General features: G+C 75.3%; 22 protein-coding genes. 14 read left to right on the top strand and 8 right to left on the bottom strand.

Features of this window, described 5'->3' with window-relative positions:
- Window positions 1-54 precede the first annotated feature (54 nt).
- Complete coding sequence (locus ACFVVA_RS26890; RefSeq protein WP_387693394.1) at window positions 55-696, top strand: MBL fold metallo-hydrolase; 642 nt, start codon at window positions 55-57, stop codon at window positions 694-696.
- Between the two features lie 119 nt (window positions 697-815).
- On the top strand, window positions 816-1,415 hold the full coding sequence (coaE, locus tag ACFVVA_RS26885) for a dephospho-CoA kinase (protein ID WP_387693392.1): 600 nt from the start codon (window positions 816-818) through the stop codon (window positions 1,413-1,415).
- A gap of 36 nt (window positions 1,416-1,451) precedes the next feature.
- Here the strand turns inward: coaE and ACFVVA_RS26880 are convergent, their stop codons facing one another.
- Window positions 1,452-2,696: a sensor histidine kinase gene (locus tag ACFVVA_RS26880; RefSeq protein ID WP_387693390.1), complete on the bottom strand. Its 1,245-nt coding sequence runs from the start codon at window positions 2,694-2,696 to the stop codon at window positions 1,452-1,454.
- 102 nt (window positions 2,697-2,798) lie between these two features.
- On the opposite strand from ACFVVA_RS26880, the gene ACFVVA_RS26875 reads away from it, so the two are divergent.
- Window positions 2,799-3,353 (top strand): GNAT family N-acetyltransferase, encoded by a 555-nt coding sequence (locus tag ACFVVA_RS26875; protein WP_387693388.1) that lies wholly within the window; start codon window positions 2,799-2,801, stop codon window positions 3,351-3,353.
- A 118-nt stretch (window positions 3,354-3,471) separates the two neighbouring features.
- Here ACFVVA_RS26875 and ACFVVA_RS26870 read toward each other — a convergent pair whose 3' ends face one another.
- Complete coding sequence (locus ACFVVA_RS26870) at window positions 3,472-4,203, bottom strand: hypothetical protein (protein ID WP_387693386.1); 732 nt, start codon at window positions 4,201-4,203, stop codon at window positions 3,472-3,474.
- Between the two features lie 79 nt (window positions 4,204-4,282).
- On the opposite strand from ACFVVA_RS26870, the gene ACFVVA_RS26865 reads away from it, so the two are divergent.
- Window positions 4,283-5,173: a LysR family transcriptional regulator gene (locus ACFVVA_RS26865; protein WP_387693452.1), complete on the top strand. Its 891-nt coding sequence runs from the start codon at window positions 4,283-4,285 to the stop codon at window positions 5,171-5,173.
- 64 nt (window positions 5,174-5,237) lie between these two features.
- On the top strand, window positions 5,238-5,801 hold the full coding sequence (locus tag ACFVVA_RS26860) for a GNAT family N-acetyltransferase (RefSeq protein WP_387693384.1): 564 nt from the start codon (window positions 5,238-5,240) through the stop codon (window positions 5,799-5,801).
- Between the two features lie 114 nt (window positions 5,802-5,915).
- On the opposite strand, the gene ACFVVA_RS26855 is transcribed toward ACFVVA_RS26860, so the two are convergent.
- Both ACFVVA_RS26855 and ACFVVA_RS26850 read right to left on the bottom strand, forming a co-directional pair.
- Window positions 5,916-6,683: a hypothetical protein gene (locus ACFVVA_RS26855; protein ID WP_387693382.1), complete on the bottom strand. Its 768-nt coding sequence runs from the start codon at window positions 6,681-6,683 to the stop codon at window positions 5,916-5,918.
- Window positions 6,684-7,151: 468 nt separating this feature from the next.
- On the bottom strand, window positions 7,152-7,535 hold the full coding sequence (locus ACFVVA_RS26850; protein ID WP_387693380.1) for a hypothetical protein: 384 nt from the start codon (window positions 7,533-7,535) through the stop codon (window positions 7,152-7,154).
- Between the two features lie 99 nt (window positions 7,536-7,634).
- Here ACFVVA_RS26850 and ACFVVA_RS26845 point away from each other — a divergent pair, with 99 nt between their 5' ends.
- Window positions 7,635-8,126 carry a MarR family transcriptional regulator gene (locus ACFVVA_RS26845; RefSeq protein WP_387693378.1) on the top strand — a complete coding sequence of 164 codons (492 nt, stop codon included), beginning with the start codon at window positions 7,635-7,637 and terminating at the stop codon, window positions 8,124-8,126.
- A gap of 53 nt (window positions 8,127-8,179) precedes the next feature.
- Here ACFVVA_RS26845 and ACFVVA_RS26840 read toward each other — a convergent pair whose 3' ends face one another.
- Complete coding sequence (locus ACFVVA_RS26840) at window positions 8,180-8,893, bottom strand: class I SAM-dependent methyltransferase (protein WP_387693376.1); 714 nt, start codon at window positions 8,891-8,893, stop codon at window positions 8,180-8,182.
- 315 nt (window positions 8,894-9,208) lie between these two features.
- Here ACFVVA_RS26840 and ACFVVA_RS26835 point away from each other — a divergent pair, with 315 nt between their 5' ends.
- From ACFVVA_RS26835 to ACFVVA_RS26825, 3 genes are all read left to right on the top strand, one after another.
- Window positions 9,209-11,299 carry a HelD family protein gene (locus ACFVVA_RS26835; protein ID WP_387693374.1) on the top strand — a complete coding sequence of 697 codons (2,091 nt, stop codon included), beginning with the start codon at window positions 9,209-9,211 and terminating at the stop codon, window positions 11,297-11,299.
- Window positions 11,300-11,553: 254 nt separating this feature from the next.
- Window positions 11,554-12,354 carry an aldolase gene (locus ACFVVA_RS26830; RefSeq protein WP_387693372.1) on the top strand — a complete coding sequence of 267 codons (801 nt, stop codon included), beginning with the start codon at window positions 11,554-11,556 and terminating at the stop codon, window positions 12,352-12,354.
- Window position 12,355: 1 nt separating this feature from the next.
- Window positions 12,356-13,276 (top strand): dihydrodipicolinate synthase family protein, encoded by a 921-nt coding sequence (locus tag ACFVVA_RS26825; protein WP_387693370.1) that lies wholly within the window; start codon window positions 12,356-12,358, stop codon window positions 13,274-13,276.
- A 70-nt stretch (window positions 13,277-13,346) separates the two neighbouring features.
- Here ACFVVA_RS26825 and ACFVVA_RS26820 read toward each other — a convergent pair whose 3' ends face one another.
- Window positions 13,347-13,922, bottom strand: a complete 576-nt coding sequence (locus ACFVVA_RS26820; protein ID WP_359909615.1) for an XRE family transcriptional regulator — start codon at window positions 13,920-13,922, stop codon at window positions 13,347-13,349.
- A 149-nt stretch (window positions 13,923-14,071) separates the two neighbouring features.
- On the opposite strand from ACFVVA_RS26820, the gene ACFVVA_RS26815 reads away from it, so the two are divergent.
- From ACFVVA_RS26815 to ACFVVA_RS26805, 3 genes are read left to right on the top strand one after another with little or no spacing between them, the layout of a single operon-like run.
- Window positions 14,072-14,524, top strand: coding sequence for a hypothetical protein (locus ACFVVA_RS26815; RefSeq protein WP_387693368.1), 453 nt, complete (start codon window positions 14,072-14,074; stop codon window positions 14,522-14,524).
- A 45-nt stretch (window positions 14,525-14,569) separates the two neighbouring features.
- A complete protein-coding gene (locus ACFVVA_RS26810; protein WP_387693366.1) occupies window positions 14,570-15,223 on the top strand; it encodes a formylglycine-generating enzyme family protein in 654 nt (217 codons plus the stop codon).
- A gap of 35 nt (window positions 15,224-15,258) precedes the next feature.
- Window positions 15,259-15,780, top strand: coding sequence for a GNAT family N-acetyltransferase (locus ACFVVA_RS26805; protein WP_387693364.1), 522 nt, complete (start codon window positions 15,259-15,261; stop codon window positions 15,778-15,780).
- A gap of 7 nt (window positions 15,781-15,787) precedes the next feature.
- On the opposite strand, the gene ACFVVA_RS26800 is transcribed toward ACFVVA_RS26805, so the two are convergent.
- Together ACFVVA_RS26800 and soxR are read right to left on the bottom strand one after the other, a co-directional pair.
- Window positions 15,788-16,711, bottom strand: coding sequence for a phosphotransferase family protein (locus ACFVVA_RS26800; protein ID WP_387693362.1), 924 nt, complete (start codon window positions 16,709-16,711; stop codon window positions 15,788-15,790).
- A gap of 43 nt (window positions 16,712-16,754) precedes the next feature.
- The gene (gene soxR, locus ACFVVA_RS26795) at window positions 16,755-17,303 is read right to left on the bottom strand and encodes a redox-sensitive transcriptional activator SoxR (RefSeq protein WP_387693360.1); all 549 of its coding nucleotides are present in this window, start codon (window positions 17,301-17,303) and stop codon (window positions 16,755-16,757) included.
- A 57-nt stretch (window positions 17,304-17,360) separates the two neighbouring features.
- On the opposite strand from soxR, the gene ACFVVA_RS26790 reads away from it, so the two are divergent.
- Together ACFVVA_RS26790 and ACFVVA_RS26785 are read left to right on the top strand one after the other, a co-directional pair.
- Window positions 17,361-18,092 (top strand): thiamine pyrophosphate-dependent enzyme, encoded by a 732-nt coding sequence (locus ACFVVA_RS26790; protein WP_387693358.1) that lies wholly within the window; start codon window positions 17,361-17,363, stop codon window positions 18,090-18,092.
- 122 nt (window positions 18,093-18,214) lie between these two features.
- On the top strand, window positions 18,215-19,108 hold the full coding sequence (locus ACFVVA_RS26785) for a transketolase family protein (protein WP_387693355.1): 894 nt from the start codon (window positions 18,215-18,217) through the stop codon (window positions 19,106-19,108).
- The last annotated feature ends 9 nt before the right edge of the window (window positions 19,109-19,117 follow it).

Below are 19,117 nucleotides of genomic sequence, written 5' to 3'. Positions count from 1 at the left end.
TCTATCGGCAATTCATACAGCAAGGCTGTACAGCATTGCTGTATGGTTTTTCTCATGCGAATCACCAAGTTCGGACACGCCTGCGTACGCGTCGAGCACGGCGGTACCACCGTCGTCGTCGATCCGGGATCGTTCACCGACCCCGCCGCACTGGCCGGGGCGGACGCCGTCCTGATCACCCACGAGCACATGGACCACTTCGAGGAGTCCCGGCTGCGCGCCGCGCTGGAGGCCGACCCGGCCCTGCGGGTGTGGACCAACCGGGCCGTCGCCGCCCAGCTGGACGGCGTGGCGCAGCGGATCGAGACGGTCGGCGAGGGCGACGCCTTCGAGATCGGCGGGCTCGGCGTCTCGGTGCACGGCGAGTGGCACGCGGAGATCCACCCGGACATCCCGCGGGTGCAGAACATCGGCTTCCTCTTCGACGGCCGGCTGTTCCACCCCGGTGACGCGTTCACCGTGCCGCCGCACGCCGTGGACACCCTGCTGCTGCCGCTCGCGGCGCCCTGGAGCAAGGCCTCCGAGGTGATCGACTACGTCCGGGAGGCCGGGCCGCGCCAGGCGGTGCCGGTGCACGAGGCGGTGCTCAGCCCGATCGGGTTCGCGGTGCAGACCCGGCTGGTCGGGCCGCAGGGGCCGGGCACGGGCGCGGAGCTGACGGTGCTGGGGGAGGGCGAGAGCCTGGAGCTGGGCTGACGGCGTCGCCCGTCGGTGGCCCGTGCCGACGGCGTCGCCCGCCGACGGCCCGCGCCGACGGTGCTCCTCGTCGGTGGCCCGTACTGACGGGCCCGGTGCCGCGCCGGTAGCCTGACGCCATGCTGAAGATCGGACTGACGGGTGGCATCGGCGCGGGCAAGAGCGAGGTGTCCCGGCTGTTCGCCGCGCGCGGCGCGGTGATCGTGGACTCGGACGTGATCGCCCGCGAGGTGGTCGCCCCCGGAACGGACGGTCTGGCGGCCGTGGCCGCCGAGTTCGGACCGCAGGTGCTGCGGGAGGACGGCGCGCTGGACCGTCCGGCGCTCGGGGCGGTCGTGTTCGCCGACCCGGAGCGGCTGAAGGCGCTGAACGCGATCGTCCACCCGCTGGTCCGGGCCCGCTCCGCCGAGCTGGAGGCGGCGGCCGCGCCGGACGCGGTCGTGGTGCACGACGTGCCGCTGCTGGCCGAGAACGGCCTGGCGCCGCTGTACGACCTGGTCGTGGTGGTGGACGCGGCCGACGAGGTGCGGCTGGACCGGCTGGTGCGGCTGCGCGGGATGGCCGAGGAGGAGGCCCGGGCCCGGATGGCCGCGCAGGCCTCGCGGGAGGACCGGCTGGCGATCGCGGACCTGGTGATCGACAACGGCGGCGGCCTGGCTGAGCTGGAGGCGCGGGTGGACGAGGTCTGGGCGGAGCTGGCGCGGCGCGCGACGGTCTGACACCGGGCAGGCCCGGTTCGGGCAGCGCCGCTCCGTTCAGGCGGCGCCGAGCGGCAGCCGGGCCCGGACGGCGAAGCCGCCCTCGGGCGTCGGCCCGGCGTGCAGGGTGCCGCCGAGGTCGCCGGCCCGGGTGTGCATGCCGCGCAGGCCGTGGCCGCCGGAGGGCAGTTCCGGGTGATCGGCCCGCCCGCCGGCGGCTTCGGCGTCCCCGTCGGCGCCCCCGTCGGCGGCGGGGGAGTTGACCACCGTCAGGCGCAGCCCGTCCGGTGCGACCTCGACGGTGACGGCCACCTCGGCGGCCGGGGCGTGCTTGTGCGCGTTGGTCAGCGCCTCCTGGACGATCCGGTAGGCCGCGTACTGCACGGCGGGCACCGGGTCGGGCAGCCCCTCGTCCGGTCCGCTGACGGTCAGCCCGACCGCCAGTCCGGCCAGCCGGGACTCCTCGACCAGAGCGGGCAGCCCGCGCAGCGAGGGCGCCTGTTCGGCGGAGGTGGTCAGCACGCCCAGCAGGCCGCGCAGTTCGGTGAGCGCCTGGAGGCCGAGGGCGCGGATCAGGCCGAGGGTCTCCCGGACGGCGGCCGGGTCCTCGGCCCGGGCGACCTGCCCGGCGCCCGCGTGCAGGGTGATCAGCGAGACCCGGTTGGACACCACGTCGTGCATCTCCCGCGCGAGCCGGGCGCGTTCGGCGGCCACCGCGCGCTCCTCGGCGTGCCGGCGGGCCTCCTCCAGCAGCCGGTTGCGCTCGCCGAGCAGCCGGTTGCGTTCGGCCAGCACGGCGACGGTGCGGGCGCGCTGGTGGGAGGTCAGCCCGAGGGCGAGCGGCACGGCGCAGAAGACCAGCGGGTCCTCGATCAGGTTGGCGAGCTCGGACGGGGCGTCGACGTCCCCGAGGTCGAACGGGACGAGCAGCCGCAGCCCGGCCAGCGCCGCCAGGACGTACACCGGCGCGGTCCGGCCGCGCCGCGCGGCCAGCCCGTAGAGGGCGACGGCCAGCGGGAGTTGGCCGCTCAGCAGGGTGACCGCGGCGACCGCGGCCGGGTGCCGGCGCCGCAGGGCCAGGGCGAGCGCGCCGAGCGCCATCAGGCCCGCGTTGGTCCCCGGCGAGGCGGTCGGGCCGACGTCCGGGTCGTTGGCGGCGAGCGGGACGAGGACCAGCAGCACCAGGGCGGTCGGCGCGAGGGCGCGGACCGGGCGGGGCAGGCGCAGCGGCGGGCCGGGCAGCGGTGCGGCGAGGTCGGCGGCCGACTGGTCGGCGGACGCCTGGTCGGTGGGCTGCTGCATGAGGGGCATGCTGCCACAGCGGCGCGGCACCGGGACGGCCGTCGGACCGAGTGGCTGGGAAGGGACTGGTTAAAGGCCCTGGCAGGAGGAGAGCATGGCGGGATGGATGATCGTTTCTCGCCCGGGCCGCACCCCGCCGGGCCGCCGGTGGTCGAACGGCTCGCGCAGTACGGCCGCGTCGAGCAGGAGGAGATCCTCGGCCCCGGGGAGGACCCGTACGGCGTCGCCCACACCGGGCTGACCTTCCTGCCCAAGGAGATCCACTTCGGTGTCCGGGCCGCCGACGGCCGACTGGTCGCCCACACCGGGTTGCTGCCGCTGCCGCTCACCGTGGGCGGCACCGACCTGACCGCCATGGGCGTCGGCGGGGTCTGCGTCGCGCCCGACCGGCGCCACAGCGGCCTCGCGCGGGCCGTGGTCGGGGCCGCCCTCGACCACGCGCGCACGCTCGGCCACCGGTACGCGCTGCTGTTCTGCCGACCGCCGCTGGCCGCGTTCTACCGGGGGCTCGGATTCCGGGAGGTGGCGGAGGGGGTGACGGTGGAGCAGCCGGAGGGACGGCTGGCGGAGATGCCGCTGCGCACCATGTGGGCGCCGCTGGCGCCGGGGGCCGGGTGGCCGGAGGGGCCGGTGCGGCTGCGGTCGCTGCCGATGTGAGGCGGGCTCGGGGCGCCCCGGCCGGGACCGCCGCCGGTGCGGCCGCCGCAGCGGGCCGGGGGCTCGTCGCCGTCCCCGTGGGGTCCGGCCGGGTGGTCGACACCGCCGCGGCGTCGGGTCAGGCGCTCGTCGCCGCCGCCGTGGAGTCCGCGTGCGCCACGGCGGCGCGGGCCAGGGCGCGGACCATGGGGTGTGCCCGGGTGCCGTCGCCGGACAGCTCGGGCTGGAACAGCGAGGCCAGGAAGAACGGGTGTCCGGGCAGCTCCAGGACCCGCACCTCGCCCGAGGCGTCCGCGCCGCTGAACCGCAGGCCGTGCGCGGTCAGCCGGTCCAGGTAGGCGCCGTTGAGGCCGTACGCGCAGTGGTAGCGCTCCTGGGTGCGGGTGGCGCCGAGGACCCGCTCGGCGAGGCTCCCGGGGGTGATCGCGACGGCCCCCTCGTGGCCGACCAGTGAGCAGGCCAGCGGGGCGATCACCTGCTGCTCCGCCTCCGGGTGCTCCTCGCCGTGGACGGCCCCGGCGAGGCCGCAGACGTTCCGGGCGTACTCCAGCACCGCGTGCTGGAACCCGGCGCAGGTGCCCAGGAAGGGGATGCCGCGTTCGCGGGCGGTCCGGACGGCGGCCAGCGCGCCCGCCTCGCTGCGGTACGGGCTGCCGGGCAGCAGCCAGACCGCGTCGAAGCCGTCCAGGGCGCCGGGTGCGGCGGCGTCCCCGGTCGGGATCCAGTAGGCGTCCAGGACGAGGTGGTCGTGCTCGGCGAGGGCGGCCAGCAGGCCCGGGATCCGGGCGTGCGAGCGGACGGCGGGGGAGCGGTCGCCGACCAGGGCGATCCGGGGGGTCAGGTAGGTCATGCGGCTATCCTGGCCCCGCATCCGAGATCAGCGCCAACGATGATTCCTTAAGTATCGATCAGATCGGTTGATGACCGCCGTGGACCCGCAACAGCTGCGCACCTTCGTCACCGTCGCCCGCCTGGCCTCCTTCTCGGAGGCGGCGCGGGAGCTCGGCTACACCCAGTCCGCGGTCTCCCAGCAGATCGCCGCGCTGGAGGCGGACCTCGGCACGACACTGCTGTCCCGCCGGCCGGTCGGCCCGACCGCGGCCGGGCGGCGGCTGCTGGAGCACGCCGCACCGCTGCTGGTCCGGCTGGAGGCGGCGCGCGCCGACGTCGCGCGCCTGGCCGGCGCCCCGAGCGCCCGGCTGGTGCTCGGAGCCACCCCGCTGGCGGTCGGGGCGACCCTGGGGCGTGCGCTGGGCGAGGTGCGCCGGGCTCATCCGCTGACGGAGCCGGTGGTCCGGGTCCTCGCCCAGGACGTGCTGCCCGCCCAGGTCGCCACCGGCGAGGTCGACCTCGCCCTGATCGACGGGCTGGCCGCGCCCAGCGACCCGCTGCCGCTGCCCGACGTCGGCCCGCTGCGCACCGTCGCGGTGGCCGAGCGGCCGGTCGCCGTCGCGCTGCCCCTCGGCCACCCGCTGGCCGGCCGCGGCGGCCTCGCGCTCGCCGACCTCTCCGCCGCCCGCTGGCTGGACGCCCCCGATCTCACCCCGACGGCGGCCCGGCTGCGCGCGGCCACGGGCGTCGACGGCTTCCGGCCCGCCACCCGCTACCAGGGCACCGACGTGCACGGACTGCTCGCGCTGGTGGCGGCCGGACACGGGCTCACCCTGCTGCCCGAACCGGTGCTCGCGGCGGCACCCGGGGTCGGGTACGCGCCGATCGCCGCGCCCCGGCTGGTGCACCGCACCGAACTCGTCCACGGCAGCCTGCCGGAGGGGCCGGCGGCCCTGCTGGCGCGGCTGCTGGCGCGGTCCCGGGCCTGAGCGGCCCGTCGGAGGCGCCGAATTCGGTTGCGCGGGCCTCCGGTGCCGATGACATCATCACGCGATGAATACCAGTACGACGATCATCAGACGAGTGCGGACCGACGAGTGGCAGCAGCTCAGGGACACCCGCCTGGACGCGCTGCTGGACCCGGTCGCGGCCGTGGCCTTCCTGGAGACCCACGAGCAGGCCGCCGCCAAGCCGGACGAGTTCTGGCAGGACCGCACGACCCGGGCGGCGACGGACCCGCACGTGGCGCAGTTCATCGCGCAGGCCGAGGACGGGACCTGGCTCGGCTCCATGACCGGAGTGGTCGAGCGGTCCGGTGGGGGCGGGGCCCTGGAGGGCGACGTCGTCGAGGTCGACCAGGTGCACCTGGTCGGCGTCTACGTCCGGCCGCCGGCGCGCGGCACCGGGCTGGCGCTCGACCTGATCCGGACCGTCCAGGAGTGGGCGTGGTCGCTCACCGAGCCCCGGATCGAGCGGGTGCGGCTGTTCGTCCACGAGGACAACCCCCGCGCCGAGGCGATGTACCGCAAGGCCGGTTTCGAACCGTCCGGGGTGGTGCTGCCGGTGCCCGGCGGCGGGGCCGGCCGGGAGGTCGAAATGGCGGTCCTGCGGGGCTGACCGGCCGCCCGGCCCGCAGGCCGGGCTGCCGTCTGCGGGGCGCCGGCGAGCGCCGCGGGCGCCGGCGGTGCCGGCGGTGCCGGCCGTCCGCGGCGTGTCGGGGCCCGTCGGGCGTCAGTGCCCGTCGCAGCCCGGGAGGGCCTCGCACATCGGCGCGGTCATGCCGGTGCCGACGTACTTGTCCTCGGGGGCCTTCCAGGCGTCCTTGGGCTGGGCGCCGGCCTTGGTGGTGGCCCAGACCGCCAGTTCGCTGACCGCACCGCCGTCGCTGACCACGTACTCGTGCAGGGTGACAGTGCTGCCGTCGGCCTGCGGGACGGTCAGGACGGCGGCGAAGTAGGGCGCGTCCGGGGCGCTGTCGACCTTCACGGTGGCGCCGGGCGCGGTCTTGGCGCAGGACTTGAGCGCCTCCGTCAGACGGCCCTCGGCCAGGTTGGTGCTCTGCTTGGTGCCGCTGCTGCGGGTCGGGTCACCGTGGAACAGCAGGGTCTGCTCGGCCGTCCAGCGGTCCCCGCCGAAGCCGACCGAGGCCCGGGCGGAGGCGGTGCCGGTGAACAGCGGCTCGTCGTCCTTGGCGACCGCGGCGCGGCACAGCTCCATGCCCTTGAACTGGACCTGGCCGGAGAGCTGCTTGGCGTTGGCCGCCAGCGGCGTGTAGTGGTAACTCTCGTCCATCGGGATGCTCTTGGTGTCCATCCAGGCCTTGTCCGGGATGCCCTTGTCGGACCCGCTGGGCTTGTTGGGGTTGACGCTGGGCCCGGTGGTGGCGGCGGGGAGGGCGGGGGTGGCGTCCTGGCTGCCGTTGTCCGGCCCGCAGGCGCTGAGGGCGCCCAGGCAGACGAGGGCTGCGGCGGTGGCGGTGACGACTCTGGTGGTGCGCAACTGACGGTTCCTCGGATGTCCGGTGGCGTGGGCGGGGGTCGGGCGCGCACCGGCCGTGGGCCGCTGGTGCGCGGCGCCGTCCGTCCGTCCCCGCCGCCCGGTCGACCCGTGGTCGCGGGCTCGCGGCATGGCAGCTCCTCCCCTGTGCATGCGGCCGCCTGGCCCCTCGCCCCGCTGTCCGCCCCGTGACTGATGGCCGGTCAGGGTCGATGGTGTGTCGACGGCGCTCGAAACCTATGCCACCGGACCGCCGGTCGCAAAGCCGGGTTCCGGCCGGAGGCCCGGATTCCCTTTGGGACTGGTGGGGCTGATGGGGTGAATGTGACCGGGCTCGGAGGGGTGCGGTGGGCGGGGCGCGGAGGGTTCCAGGGGCGCGCGACCTCCTCCGCGCGCTGGCCGGGACGGCGCATCCGGGCTGGTGGGGGCGGGTGCGCGGCGCCGCGCGACGGATCCGCGGGGCGGCCCCGGTCAGGCGACCCGGCCGCCGATCCCGGAGCGGCCCGCCGGGACGCCGTCGAGGGTGACCACGGTCTGCCGTCCGACGGCCTCGCCGAGCGCGCCGGTGATCGCCGCGGTGGCCGCCGCGACCAGACGGGCGGGCGCGTCGGGCACCTGCGGCAGGTGGTAGGCCGCCTCCCGCAGGCTCAGCAGGACCACCGGTGCGACCTCCTCGGTCGGCAGTCCGCCGATGCCCCGGCGGCGCTGGGGGACCCCGATCAGCTCGACCGCGACCAGGGGGCGGACCTGTTCGCCGAAGACGGAGGTGACGGCCTCGGTGAGGCCGGCGATGAGGGCCCGCTCGACCTCGGGGTCGAGGGACTCCTCGCGGATGTGCAGGCTCAGGTGCGGCATGGTGGAGCTCCGTTCGGCTCGGTTCGTACCATGGGCTGACGGGTTCGCTTTGCACATAAAACAGCTTTGATATCAAAGGTAACTGGGGAGGGGTGTGCGATGTCAACGGCCGAAGGGGAATCGCCGAACGCGCCGTCGTCGACCGGGGAGGGGCTCGACGACGCGGTGCGGTCGATGCTGCTGCTGATGCCCCGGCTGGTCGGGCGGGCCAAGCGGATCCCCGTCCCCGAGCCGCTGCGCGGCCTCGCGCTGGCGCCCCGTCACCTGTCGCTGCTGGCCTGCCTGCTGCTGGACGGACCGATGGGCGTGAACGACCTCGCCGCCCGGCTGGAGGTCGCCCCCACCACGGTCAGCCTGATGGTCGGCGACCTCAGCCGGCAGGACATCCTCGAACGGCGCGAGGACGAGGCCGACCGCCGGCGCCGGATCGTCGCGATCGCCCCCGCCCGGCTGCCCGCCATCGAGGCCTGGCTCGCCCCGGGGGCCGTCGCCTGGCGCACGGCCCTCGGGCCGCTCGACCCGGCGCAGCGGCGCCTGGTGGTGGACACGCTGCTGGCGTACGAGGCGGCGGTGGGACGGGAGCGGGACTGACGGCGGCCGGGGCGCCGGGCGGGGCGCCGGGCGGGAGGCCGGTCAGCGGCCGGTCAGCGGCCGGGAGCCCGGCGGAAGAGCGCGGTGAGGAGGAAGGGGACGCCGAACAGCGTCGAACCGGGGCCCTGGGCGGCCATCGGGCGGATCTCCAGTGGAGTGAACTCGCGGAACAGCGAGCGGAGTTCGTCCGGCGAGTACGCCAGGCCGCCCTCCAGGGCGCCGAGCCGGTAGAGCTCCTCGTCGGTCCGTTCGGAGCCCGTCGCGCCGGCCGCGAAGGCGGTGACGGCGAAGTGCCCGCCCGGTGCCAGCACCCGGTCGAGCAGGGCCAGGTAGCTGACCCGGCGGTGCGGCGGGAGGTGGTGCAGGCAGCCGGAGTCGTAGACCAGGTCGTAGTGGGCGTGGGGGAGCCGGGCCTCGAAGATGCTCGCCCGGTGGAACCGCAGGCCGGTGCCCGCGCCGGCCTCCCGGGCGCGCTCCTCGGCCCAGGCCACGGCGGTGGCGGAGAGGTCGACGGCGTCCACCTCGAAGCCGAGCGAGGCCAAGTGGACGGCGTTGCGGCCGGCGCCGCAGCCGAGGTCGAGCGCCCGGCCGGGGACGAGCAGGCCGCGGTCCAGGTAGGAGGCCAGGTTCTCGTCCGGTTTCGGCGTGAAGAACGGGCGCTCGGCGGACCGGTCCGCGTAGAACCGGTCCCAGAACGGTTCGGCCGGCGGGAAAAGGCCGTCGAGGAGGGCGAGGACGTCTTCGGTGGTGCGGATCGTACGGTTCATGCCGCCGAGCGTAGGCCGTCCGGCAGGAGGGCGCGCGAGGCGCAAAAGCCGCTGCGCGGTGGGCTGTTGGGGTCGCCGGGGCACGGTTCGGCAGAGGTGTTCCGGACCCGGGCGGGCGCGTGGCGGCACCCCCGCCCCGGGCCGGGAAAGGGCGTTTTCGCGGGGCGGGGAGAGGCGCCTCGGGGGCGTGCCGGAATTCCGCCGGGAAAAGTGCCGTACGGGATTCGAGGGCCACATGCGAACCGGACAAGTCAACATTTACTTCCCCGGATTTCCTCTGCATAGTGGCGGGTCGAATCGAGAGGGGGCTCTTCCTTGTCGCAGATCCACGACAACGCCGCACAGCAGGTGGAGCTGGAGCGGGTGCAGGTGTCCGTCATCGGCGAGCTGTTCGACGAGCGGCTCGCCGGGGCGCGGGAGCAGCTGGGGCGGGTGCTCGCGTCGGCGGCGGACGGCGCGGGCGAGGTGTACGAGCGGGAGGTGGCGGCCGGGCGGCTGGCGGGCGAGGTGCGCCGGCTGCAGGGCGCCGAGGGCGGGCTGGTCTTCGGCCGGATCGACCTGGCGGACGGGACGGTGCTGCGGATCGGGCGGCTGGGGCTGCAACGGGACGAGGACGAGCTGCCGTTGCTGGTGGACTGGCGGGCGGAGGCGGCACGGGCCTTCTACGAGGCGACGCCGGTCCACCCCCTGGGGCTGCGGCGGCGCCGCCATCTGAGCCTGACCGGCCGCACGGTGGTCGGGGTGAGCGACGAACTGCTGGACGGTTCGGAGCCGGCCGCCGGGGACGTCGTCGGGGACGGCCCGTTGGCGGCGGCGCTGCGGGAGCGGCGGACCGGGCGGATGGGGACGGCGGTCGCCACGCTCCAGACCGAGCAGGACGCGATCGTCCGCTCCTCGCACCGCGGGGTGACGGTGGTGCAGGGCGGCCCGGGCACCGGAAAGACGGTGGTGGCACTGCACCGCGCCGCGTACGTGCTGTACGCGTTCCCGAAGGCGGCCGAGCGCGGTGTGCTGGTGCTGGGTCCGAACGCGCGGTTCCTCGACTACATCTCCCAGGTGCTGCCCTCGCTCGGGGAGAACGACGTCGTCCTGGCGACGTGCGAGGAGCTGGCCGGCGTCGCGCCGGGCGCCGTGGACGGGTTCGGGGCGGCGCGCCTCAAGGGCGGCGCCGAACTGGCCGACGCGCTGGCCGGGTCGGTCCGCTCGCGGCAGGCCCCGGGCGGGGACTTCGCCGTCCGGGTCGGGCGGGAGTGGGTCCGCCTGGAGGAGGCGGAGGTCGCCGGGGCGCGGGCGGCGGCGCAGGCGAGCGGCCTCGCCCACAACCGGGCGCGCCGGCTGTTCCTGGAGCTGCTGGTGGACTCCCTGACCGGCGCGCTGGCCCGCGGCACGGTCGAGGCGCTGGAGCGCATCGACGCCGAGGTCGCGCTGCTCACCGGCATCGACCTCGACCGGATGGCGGCCCGGGACCTGCGCAGGCTCGGCGTCGACGACGAACCCGCCACGGGGGCCGACGAGTTCGACGCCGACGCCGTCCGGGCCGCGCTCCTGGACGACGCGTACGTGGACCGGGCCGTCGAGGAGCTCTGGCCGCGGCTCGTGCCGGGCGAGGTCGTCGACGCCCTGCTGGCCGACGCCGACGCACTGGCCGCGCGCCTGCCGCACCTCGGCGACGACGAGCGGGCTTCGCTGCTGCGCACGCCCGGCGCGCCGTGGGCCGACGCCGACGTGCCGCTCCTCGACGAGGCGGCGAGCCTGGTCGACGGGCCGCCCGAGCAGGCCTTCGGGCACGTCGTCGTCGACGAGGCGCAGGAGCTGACGGCGATGCAGTGGCGGATGGTTCTGCGCCGGTGCCCGGGCCGGTCGATGACACTGGTCGGCGACTTCGCGCAGGCGGGCCCGGCGGCGACCGCACGGGACTGGCACGAGGCGCTCGCCCCGCACGTCGGCCGCCGCTTCGACCTGCGGACACTGACCGTCAGCTACCGGACCACGCGGGAGATCCTGGCCACCACCGGGGAGTTGCTCGGCCGGATCGCCCCGGGGCAGCCGCCGGTCCGGTCGATCCGGCACGGCGAGGAGCCCCGGTCCGTCGCGGTGGCGCCGGAGCGGCTCGCCGGTGAGCTGCTGCGCGAGCTGCGGGCGCAGGCCGCCGCGCATCCGGGCGAGCTGCTCGGCGTGGTGTGCGCGGACGGCCGGACGGCGGAACTGGCGGCCGCCGGGGTCGAGCGGTACGCCCGGCTGGTCCCGGCGTCGGAGGCGCGCGGCCTGGAGTTCGACGAGGCCGTCGTGGTCGACCCGGACGGAATCGTCGCCGCCCGGCCCGCGGGCGAACGGGACCTGTACGTCGCCCTGACCCGCGCCACCAAGCGGCTGTGCACGGTGACCCTTCGGGAGGCCGGGGCATAGCGGGGTGCCTCCCGCACGGGAAGTCGGCCCGGCCGACTTCCCGCGCGGGACGGGCTACGTTCCGCGTTTCGGGGTCCTGGTGGTGGGTGACCCGTCGACGCGAGGACACAAGGTGTCCTAAAGTGAATGACGTGTCTTCCCGGGGCTCCGCGGCGCCGCCGGGCGGGTCGCCGCTGCCCGCGGCCCGCCGGTGCGCGCCGCACCCCGCGCCCCGGCGGACCGCTCCGACCGAAGAGCGAAGGAGAACCACGGCGATGGCCGACACGTTCGAGACGGGCAAGACCGACCTGGTGGACCTGGCCCACCAGCGGATGCGGACCGCGATCCCCGACAACGACTGGACGGTGCGCCAGAAACTGGCCCTGACCTGCCGCATCCTGTTCGACGCCGGCCACGACTCCGGGCTGGCCGGCCAGATCACCGCCCGGGCCGAACGCCCGGGCACCTACTACACCCAGCGCCTGGGCCTGGGCTTCGACGAGATCACCGAGGACAACCTCCTCCTCGTCGACGAGGACCTCCACGTCCTGGAGGGCGACGGGATGGCCAACCCGGCCAACCGGTTCCACAGCTGGGTCTACCGGGCCCGCCCGGACGTCAACTGCATCATCCACACCCACCCGCTGCACGTCTCCGCGCTCTCGATGCTGGAGACCCCGCTGGTCGTCTCGCACATGGACATGTGCCCGCTCTACGACGACTGCGCCTTCCTGGACGAGTGGCCCGGCATCCCGGTCGGCAACGAGGAGGGCGAGATCATCTCCGCCGCCCTCGGCGACAAGCGCGCCCTCCTGCTCGCCCACCACGGCCAGCTGGTCGCCACCGGAACCGTCGAGGAGGCGTGCACCCTGGCCCTGCTCTTCGAGCGGGCCGCCGAGCTCCAGCTCCTCGCCGGGGCCGCCGGGAAGATCCAGGAGATCCCCGGACCGCTCGCCAAGGAGGCGCACGACTGGATCTCCACCCCCAAGCGCGGCCAGGCGAACTTCGCCTACTACGCCCGCCGCGCCCTGCGGGCCGGCCACGGCGACGCCCTCGTCACCCGGAAGGACTCCTGAGATGCCCGAGACCACCCTGGAAGGGATCATCGCCTACCCGGTGACCCCGTTCTCCGCGGCCGACGGCGGCCCGGACCTCGACCGGCTCGCCGAGCTGATCGACCGGCTGGTCCGCTCCGGCTGCCACGCCATCGCCCCGCTCGGCTCCACCGGCGAGAGCGCCTACCTCGACGACCAGGAGTGGTACACCGCCGCCGAGGCGTCGGTGGCGGCCGTCGCCGGCCGGGTGCCCACCGTCGTCGGCATCGCCGACCTCACCACCCGCAGCGCCGTCCGCCGCGCCCGGTTCGCCGAACGGGCCGGCGCCGACGTGGTGATGGTGCTGCCGCTCTCGTACTGGCGGCTGGACGAACGCGAGATCACCCGGCACTACACCGAGATCGCCGACGCGATCGGCATCCCGCTGATGATCTACAACAACCCCGCCACCGCCGGGGTCGACCTCCGCCCGGAACTCATGCACCGGCTGGTCGACCAGGTGGAGAACATCACCATGGTCAAGGAGAGCAGCGGCGACATCCAGCGGATGCACCGGCTCACCCAGCTCTCCGACGGCGCCCTGCCGTTCTACAACGGTTCCAACCCGCTGGCCCTGGAGGCGTTCGCGGCCGGCGCGGCCGGCTGGTGCACGGCGGCACCCTGCCTCATCCCCGAGCTCACCCTCGACCTGTACCGGGCGGTTCGCGCCGGTGACCCGGACACGGCCCGCCGGGTGTTCTACCGGCAGCTGCCGGTGCTGCAGTTCCTGCTCGGCGGGGGTCTGCCGACCACGGTGAAGGCGGGCCTGGCCCTGTGCGGCCTGGACGTCGGCGAGCCCCGGCACCCCTTGCTGCCGCTGGACGGGGCGCGGACGGCGCAGCTGTCCGCGCTGCTGTCCGCGGCGGGGGTCGCCCTGGCGGACGGCGCCGGGCCGAAGGCCTGACAGCGGCGTGGGGCCGACCTGAAGCCGGGCTGGGGACGGCTTCAGGGCGGCCCCGGGCCCGCCGGGCCCGTCAGGGCAGCGTGGGAACCCGGTCCGAGGGGCCGTCCGGATCGTCGTGGATGACCACGAGGATCTCGGCCGGCTCCGGCCCGGTGCTCCGGCAGCGGTGGGGCAGCGCCGAGTTGAAGTACACGCTGTCCCCGGGGCCGAGTTCGACGCTCCGCTCGGGGAACTCCAGCACGGCGGTGCCCGCGTGGACGAAGAAGAACTCCTCGCCCGTGTGCGACTTGAACGGCGGGTCCGCCGGTTCGGTCGGCGGGTACATCATGAACGGCACCATCCGCTTGCCGCTGAGCCCGGTCGCGATGCCCTCGTAACGGGAGACGCCGGAGCCCGCCCCGGTGCCGACGGGAGTGCGCTCACCGGCCCGGACGACGGTGACGAGCTCGGGCTCCACCTCGTCCGAGAAGAGCCGGCCGACGTCGACCTTGAGGGCGTGGGCCAGCTTGAGCGCCGTCGAGATCGAGGGGTCGCTGATGCCGCGCTCGACCTTGGAGAGGTAGCTCTTGGTGACGCCGACCTGCTCGGCGAGTGCCTCCAGGCTGAGCCGGTTCTGCTTCCTCAGCACCCGCAACCTGCCGGCCATGCGCCACCTCTCACCCACGGAATCGTCCGGTCCATTATCGGTCCGGCCCGCCCGACCGGCGGCGACCGCCCGCTGTGCCCCGCGCCGCCCGCGCGTGCTAGCTTCCCCCGCACCGAACGGTTCCGCAGGCGGGGGGAAGAATGGTCGAGGTGCCGGTCAGTGCCCGGTGGCTGTCCGGGCTGGGGATCGGGGCGTTCCTGCTGCCGGTGATCCTCGCGGTGGCGGGCTACGGGCCGGTGGGGGCGATCCTCTCCGCGCCCGGGCTGGTGTGCGTCGTGGCCTGTGCCGTGCCGCCGTTCTTCTCCGACCCGAAGCGGCTCCGCGTCGCCTGCACGGCGGCCGGCGTCGTGGTCGCGCTGGTGTCGGCCCCGTTCGCGTTCCTCGGGATGATCTCCGTGGTGCCGATCTGGTACGGGGCCGTCTACCTGTCCTGCCTCGCCATGCCCGTCGCCGCGATCGCCGGCCTGACCGCCGGCTTCCAGCGGGCCGGTGGCCGGGAGCGGGGCCGCCCGGCGGCGGGCTTCGCCTGGGCGGCCGGCGCGGCCGTGCCGGTCGGCTGGGCGGTGCTCACGGGCTTCGCGCTGTCGCTGCCGGCCCTCTGACCCGGCGCGGGACCCCGGCCGCGCTCAGGTCACTAGGATCGGCGGATGATCACCGTACCGTCCGGCCGGGTCACCCTCTCCGACCGTCGCACCCGGCGCAGTTGGGCCGTCGACGTCGCCCCGTTCCGGCTGGCGGCCTGTCCGGTGACCCGCGAGCAGTACGAGGGCGCGACCGGCGACCGCCGCCCCGCGCACAGCGTCTCCTGGCTGGACGCCGTCCGCCACTGCAACGAGCTGTCCCGGCGCGAAGGCCTCGCGCCCGCCTACGAGGCGGACGGCGAGGACGTCTCCTGGGACCGCGCCGCCGACGGCTACCGGCTGCCCACCGAGGCCGAATGGGAACACGCCTGCCGCGCCGGCACGGACGGCCCGCGCTACGGCCCGCTGGACGACATCGCCTGGTACCGCGGCAACTCGGGCGAGCGCCCGCACGAGGTGGGCGGGCTGCGCCCGAACGCCCACGGGCTGTACGACCTGCTCGGCAACGTCTGGGAGTGGTGCTGGGACCGGTACGACCCCGAGGTGTACGGCGAGTACCGCGTCCTGCGCGGCGGCGGCTGGTTCGACGAGCACTGGAGCTGCCGCGCCTCCGTCCGCCGCCGGAGCCACCCGACGCTGCGGATCGACGACGTGGGATTCCGGCTCGCCCGCTCGATCCACAGCCTGCCGCGCACCGATCCCCGGCCGCCGCTCGGTTGAGGAACCGTCGCGTCCGCTCGGGCGTTGGCGCCTGCATGAGTGAAGAATCAGTGTCCCTGCGCCCGATGGCCGAGGCCGACCTCCCCGTGGTCGAGGGACTGGTGAACGACCCGGAGATGCTGGGGGAGTTCCAGTGGTACGGCTGGCGCGATCCGCAGCGGTACCGCCGCCGGTGGCTGGAGAGCGGGCTGCTGGAGGAGGGGCAGTGGATGCTCGCGGTCGAGGTCGGGGGCAGGTTCGGCGGCTTCGTCGCCGCCAACCGCAGCGGGGTGCGGCCGTCCGCCCCGTACTGGAGCATCGGCGTGCAGCTGCTGCCGCACGTGCGCGGGCGCGGGATCGGCACCCGGGCCCAACGGCTGCTGGTGGACCACCTGTTCGCGCACTCCCCGGTGATGCGGCTGGAGGCGGACACCGAGGCGGGCAACCTGGCCGAGCAGCGCGTCCTGGAGAAGCTCGGCTTCACCCGGGAGGGCGTGCAGCGCGCGGTGACCTTCCGGGCCGGCGAGTGGCGCGATGTCGTCCGGTACAGCCTGCTGCGCACCGACCCGCGTCCGTAGGGCGCGGCTAGGCGGTCCCGAACCACTCCTCGGCGAGGGCGTCCAGCGTCCGTGCCGAGGGCTTCAACTCCCGCAGGTACCACGGCAGGTTGCTGTACACGTGGAGCAGGGTGCACGCCATCAGCAGCCGGGGCTCGAAGCGGCGGCCGTAGGCGTTCAGCAGGTGGCCGAGCAGGTGCGGGTCGGCCCGGGTGGTGAAGAGTCCGACGGCGACCAGGTCGTAGGCCGGGTCGCCGATCATCGCGGGCTCGAAGTCGATCAGGCCGGTGAGGCGCCAGCCGTCGGCCGGGTCGGTGAGCAGGTGCTCGCGCATGAACTCGGTGTGCAGCAGGGAGCGCCCGGGGGCGGCGGGGAGCGGGGCGGCGGCGAGGAAGTCCGGGATCTGCTCCAGCCACTCCCGTGCCAGCCCGCGTTCGCGCTGGCGGGCCACCGCGCCGGCGGCCCGGCGGGCCAGGAAGGCCGGCCAGTCGCCGGGGCCGAGGACGTCGGCGAGCGGCTCGGGGTCGAGGGCGTGCAGGGCGGCGAGCGCCTCGCCGCAGCGGCGGGCGATCCGCTCGCGGTCGGGCGGCGGGATGCGCGGCCAGGCCGGGGCGAGGCCCTCGCCGGGCAGGCGGGACATCAGGACGTGGCGCCAGCCGTTGACGTACTCGCCGGCCTCGTGGACGGTCGGGGTGGGGATCGGCAGTGCGCCGTCCAGGCGGGTGAGCACGCGCTCCTCGACGATGCCGTCCCGGGCGGAGGCGGCCGGGAACAGCTTGAGCACCAGCGCGTCGCCGACCGCGTAGACCGGCACGGAGCCCTCCGGGAAGCGCTCCAGGGGCAGGCCCCCGACGCCCAGCCGGGCGCAGAGCGCCTCGGCGCCGGGGCGCATCACCGTCTCGTCGGGGACGACCGCGTCCCACTCCTCGTCCGTCAGCACCAAGGGCAGCACGGGCGCACCGTAGGCGGGCGAACGGCCCCGGCGCAAAGGGTTTTCAGTGCCCCTCCGGGCGGGTGCCGCAGGTCTCCACGCCCGGCGGGACCGGTTCGGGTCCGCCGTCCGGGTCGCGGGTGAGCAGGTAGCGGGCGCCGGGGCCGGCCTCGCCGGCGCGGTCGGCGGCGTTGTAGAGGGCGCAGCGGGAGAGGGACAGGCAGCCGCAGCCGATGCAGCCGGTGAGCTTGGCCTTGAGCCGTTGGAGTTCGGCGATCTGCTCGTCGATCCGGCTCTGCCAGGACGCGGCGACCCGGTCCCACTCGGTGCCGCTGGGGGCCGGGCGCTCGGGGAGGCGGTCGAGGGCGACCTTCGCCTCGTCCAGGGAGAGGCCCACCCGCTGGGCGGCCCGGATGAAGGCGATCCGGCGCAGCGTGCCGCGGGTGTAGCGGCGCTGGCCGCCGGAGGTGCGGGTGGCCTGGATCAGGTCGAGGCTCTCGTAGTAGCGCAGCGCGGAGGCGGCGAGGCCGCTGCGGCGGGCGAGTTGGCCGATGGTGAGCAGGTCGCCGTGGTGCGGGCCGGGGGCCCGGCGGCCGTCGGAGTGGGCGGTCATGGGAGCCCACTGTAGTCGCTTGACCTCAAGTCGGCTTTAAGTTGCACCATCGTGGTCATGACGACGAACGCGACCGCCACGAACGCGACCGCCACGAACGCGACCGGCACCCGGTTCGAGGACCTGCCCGCCCTGATGGCGCTGATGACCGGCGCCGAGAAGCACGGCCCGGCCGCCACCTCCACCCTGGACGCGCTCTGGGTGCTGTACGACCGGGTGCTGCGGGTGACCCCGGACACCGCGGAGGCCCAGGACCGCGACCGCTTCCTGCTCTCCAAGGGCCACGGCCCGATGGCGTACTACGCCGTACTGGCGGCCAAGGGCTTCCTCGACCCGGCCGTGCTGCCGAGCTTCGGCGGCTACGACTCGCCGCTCGGCCACCACCCGGACCGCACCCTGCTCGCGGGCGTCGAGATCGCCTCCGGCTCGCTCGGACACGGCCTGCCGCTGGCCGTCGGCACCGCGCTCGGGCTGCGGGCGCAGGGCCTGACCGACCCGGCGGTGTGGGTGCTGGTCGGCGACGCGGAGTTCGACGAGGGCTCCAACGCCGAGGCGGTGGCCTTCGCCGGGGCCTACGGGCTGGAGCGGCTGAACGTGGTGGTGATCGACAACTCCTCGGCCACGCACGGCTGGCAGGGCGGCATCGCCCAGCGCTTCGCGGCCGAGGGCTGGTCGACCGCCACGGTGGACGGGCGCGACCACGAGGCGCTGCACCGCGCGTACACCGCGGAGCACCCGGGCCGCCCGCACGTGGTGGTCGCCCGGGTCGAGCCCAAGGAGCAGCACTGAGCACCCGGCGGCAGCCCCCGCCCGCCGACACCACGACCCGCCCCGCCGCTACCTGCCCCGCCACGACCGATCAGGCCGCGACCGATCAGGCCAAGACCGAGCCCCCGAGAGGAACTTCACCGATGGACACCATGCGCGAGCGCTTCGTGGACCTGACCACCCGCCTGCTGGACGAGGACCCCCGGCTGGCCGTGGTGCTCGCCGACATCACCGCCGCCGCCTTCGCCCCGGCACAGCTGCGCCACCCCGACCGGGTGGTCAACGTCGGCATCCGCGAGCAGCTGCTGATCGGCGCGACGGGCGGCCTGGCGCTCACCGGGATGCGTCCGATCGCCCACACCTTCGCCAGCTTCCTGATCGAGCGGCCCTTCGAACAGGTCAAGCTGGACCTCGTCCACCAGGGCGTCGGCGCCGTGCTGGTGAGCGCGGCGGGCTCGTACGACTGGCCGGCCGGCGGCCGCACCCACATGTCCCCGGGCGACGTCGCCCTGCTGGACACCCTGCCGGACTGGACGGTCCACGTCCCCGGCCACCCGGACGAGGCCGAGCAACTGCTGCGCCACGCCTACGCGGACGGCGACCGCAATGTGTACGTCCGGCTCTCGGAGCACCGGAACGCGGCCGCGGTGCCGGTCGAGCCGGGCCGCTTCACCACCGTCCGGTCCGGCTCGCGCGGAGCCGTGCTCGCCGTCGGGCCGATGCTGGACGCGGTGCTCGCGGCCACCGAGGGCCTGGACGTCGCCGTGCTGTACGCGACGACGGTGCGCCCCTTCGACGCCGCCGGGCTGCGCGCGGCGCTCGGCGACCAGGCGGACGTGGTGCTGGTCGAGCCGTACCTGGCGGGCACCTCCGCGAACGAGGCGCACGCGGCCCTCGCCGACCGCCCGCACCGGGTGCTGGGCCTGGGGGTGCCGCGCGAGGAGCACCGGCACTACGGCTCGATCGCGGAGCACCTGGCCGCCTACGGCCTGGACGCCCCGGCGCTCCGGGAGCGGATCGGCACCTTCCTCCGGTGAGCCCGGCCG

This window comes from Kitasatospora sp. NPDC058048, assembly GCF_042885555.1.
Taxonomy (GTDB): Bacteria; Actinomycetota; Actinomycetes; order Streptomycetales; family Streptomycetaceae; genus Kitasatospora; species Kitasatospora lactacystinica.
The sequence above is the reverse complement of the archived record's forward strand: the minus strand, read 5'-3'. Positions and strand labels throughout refer to the sequence as shown.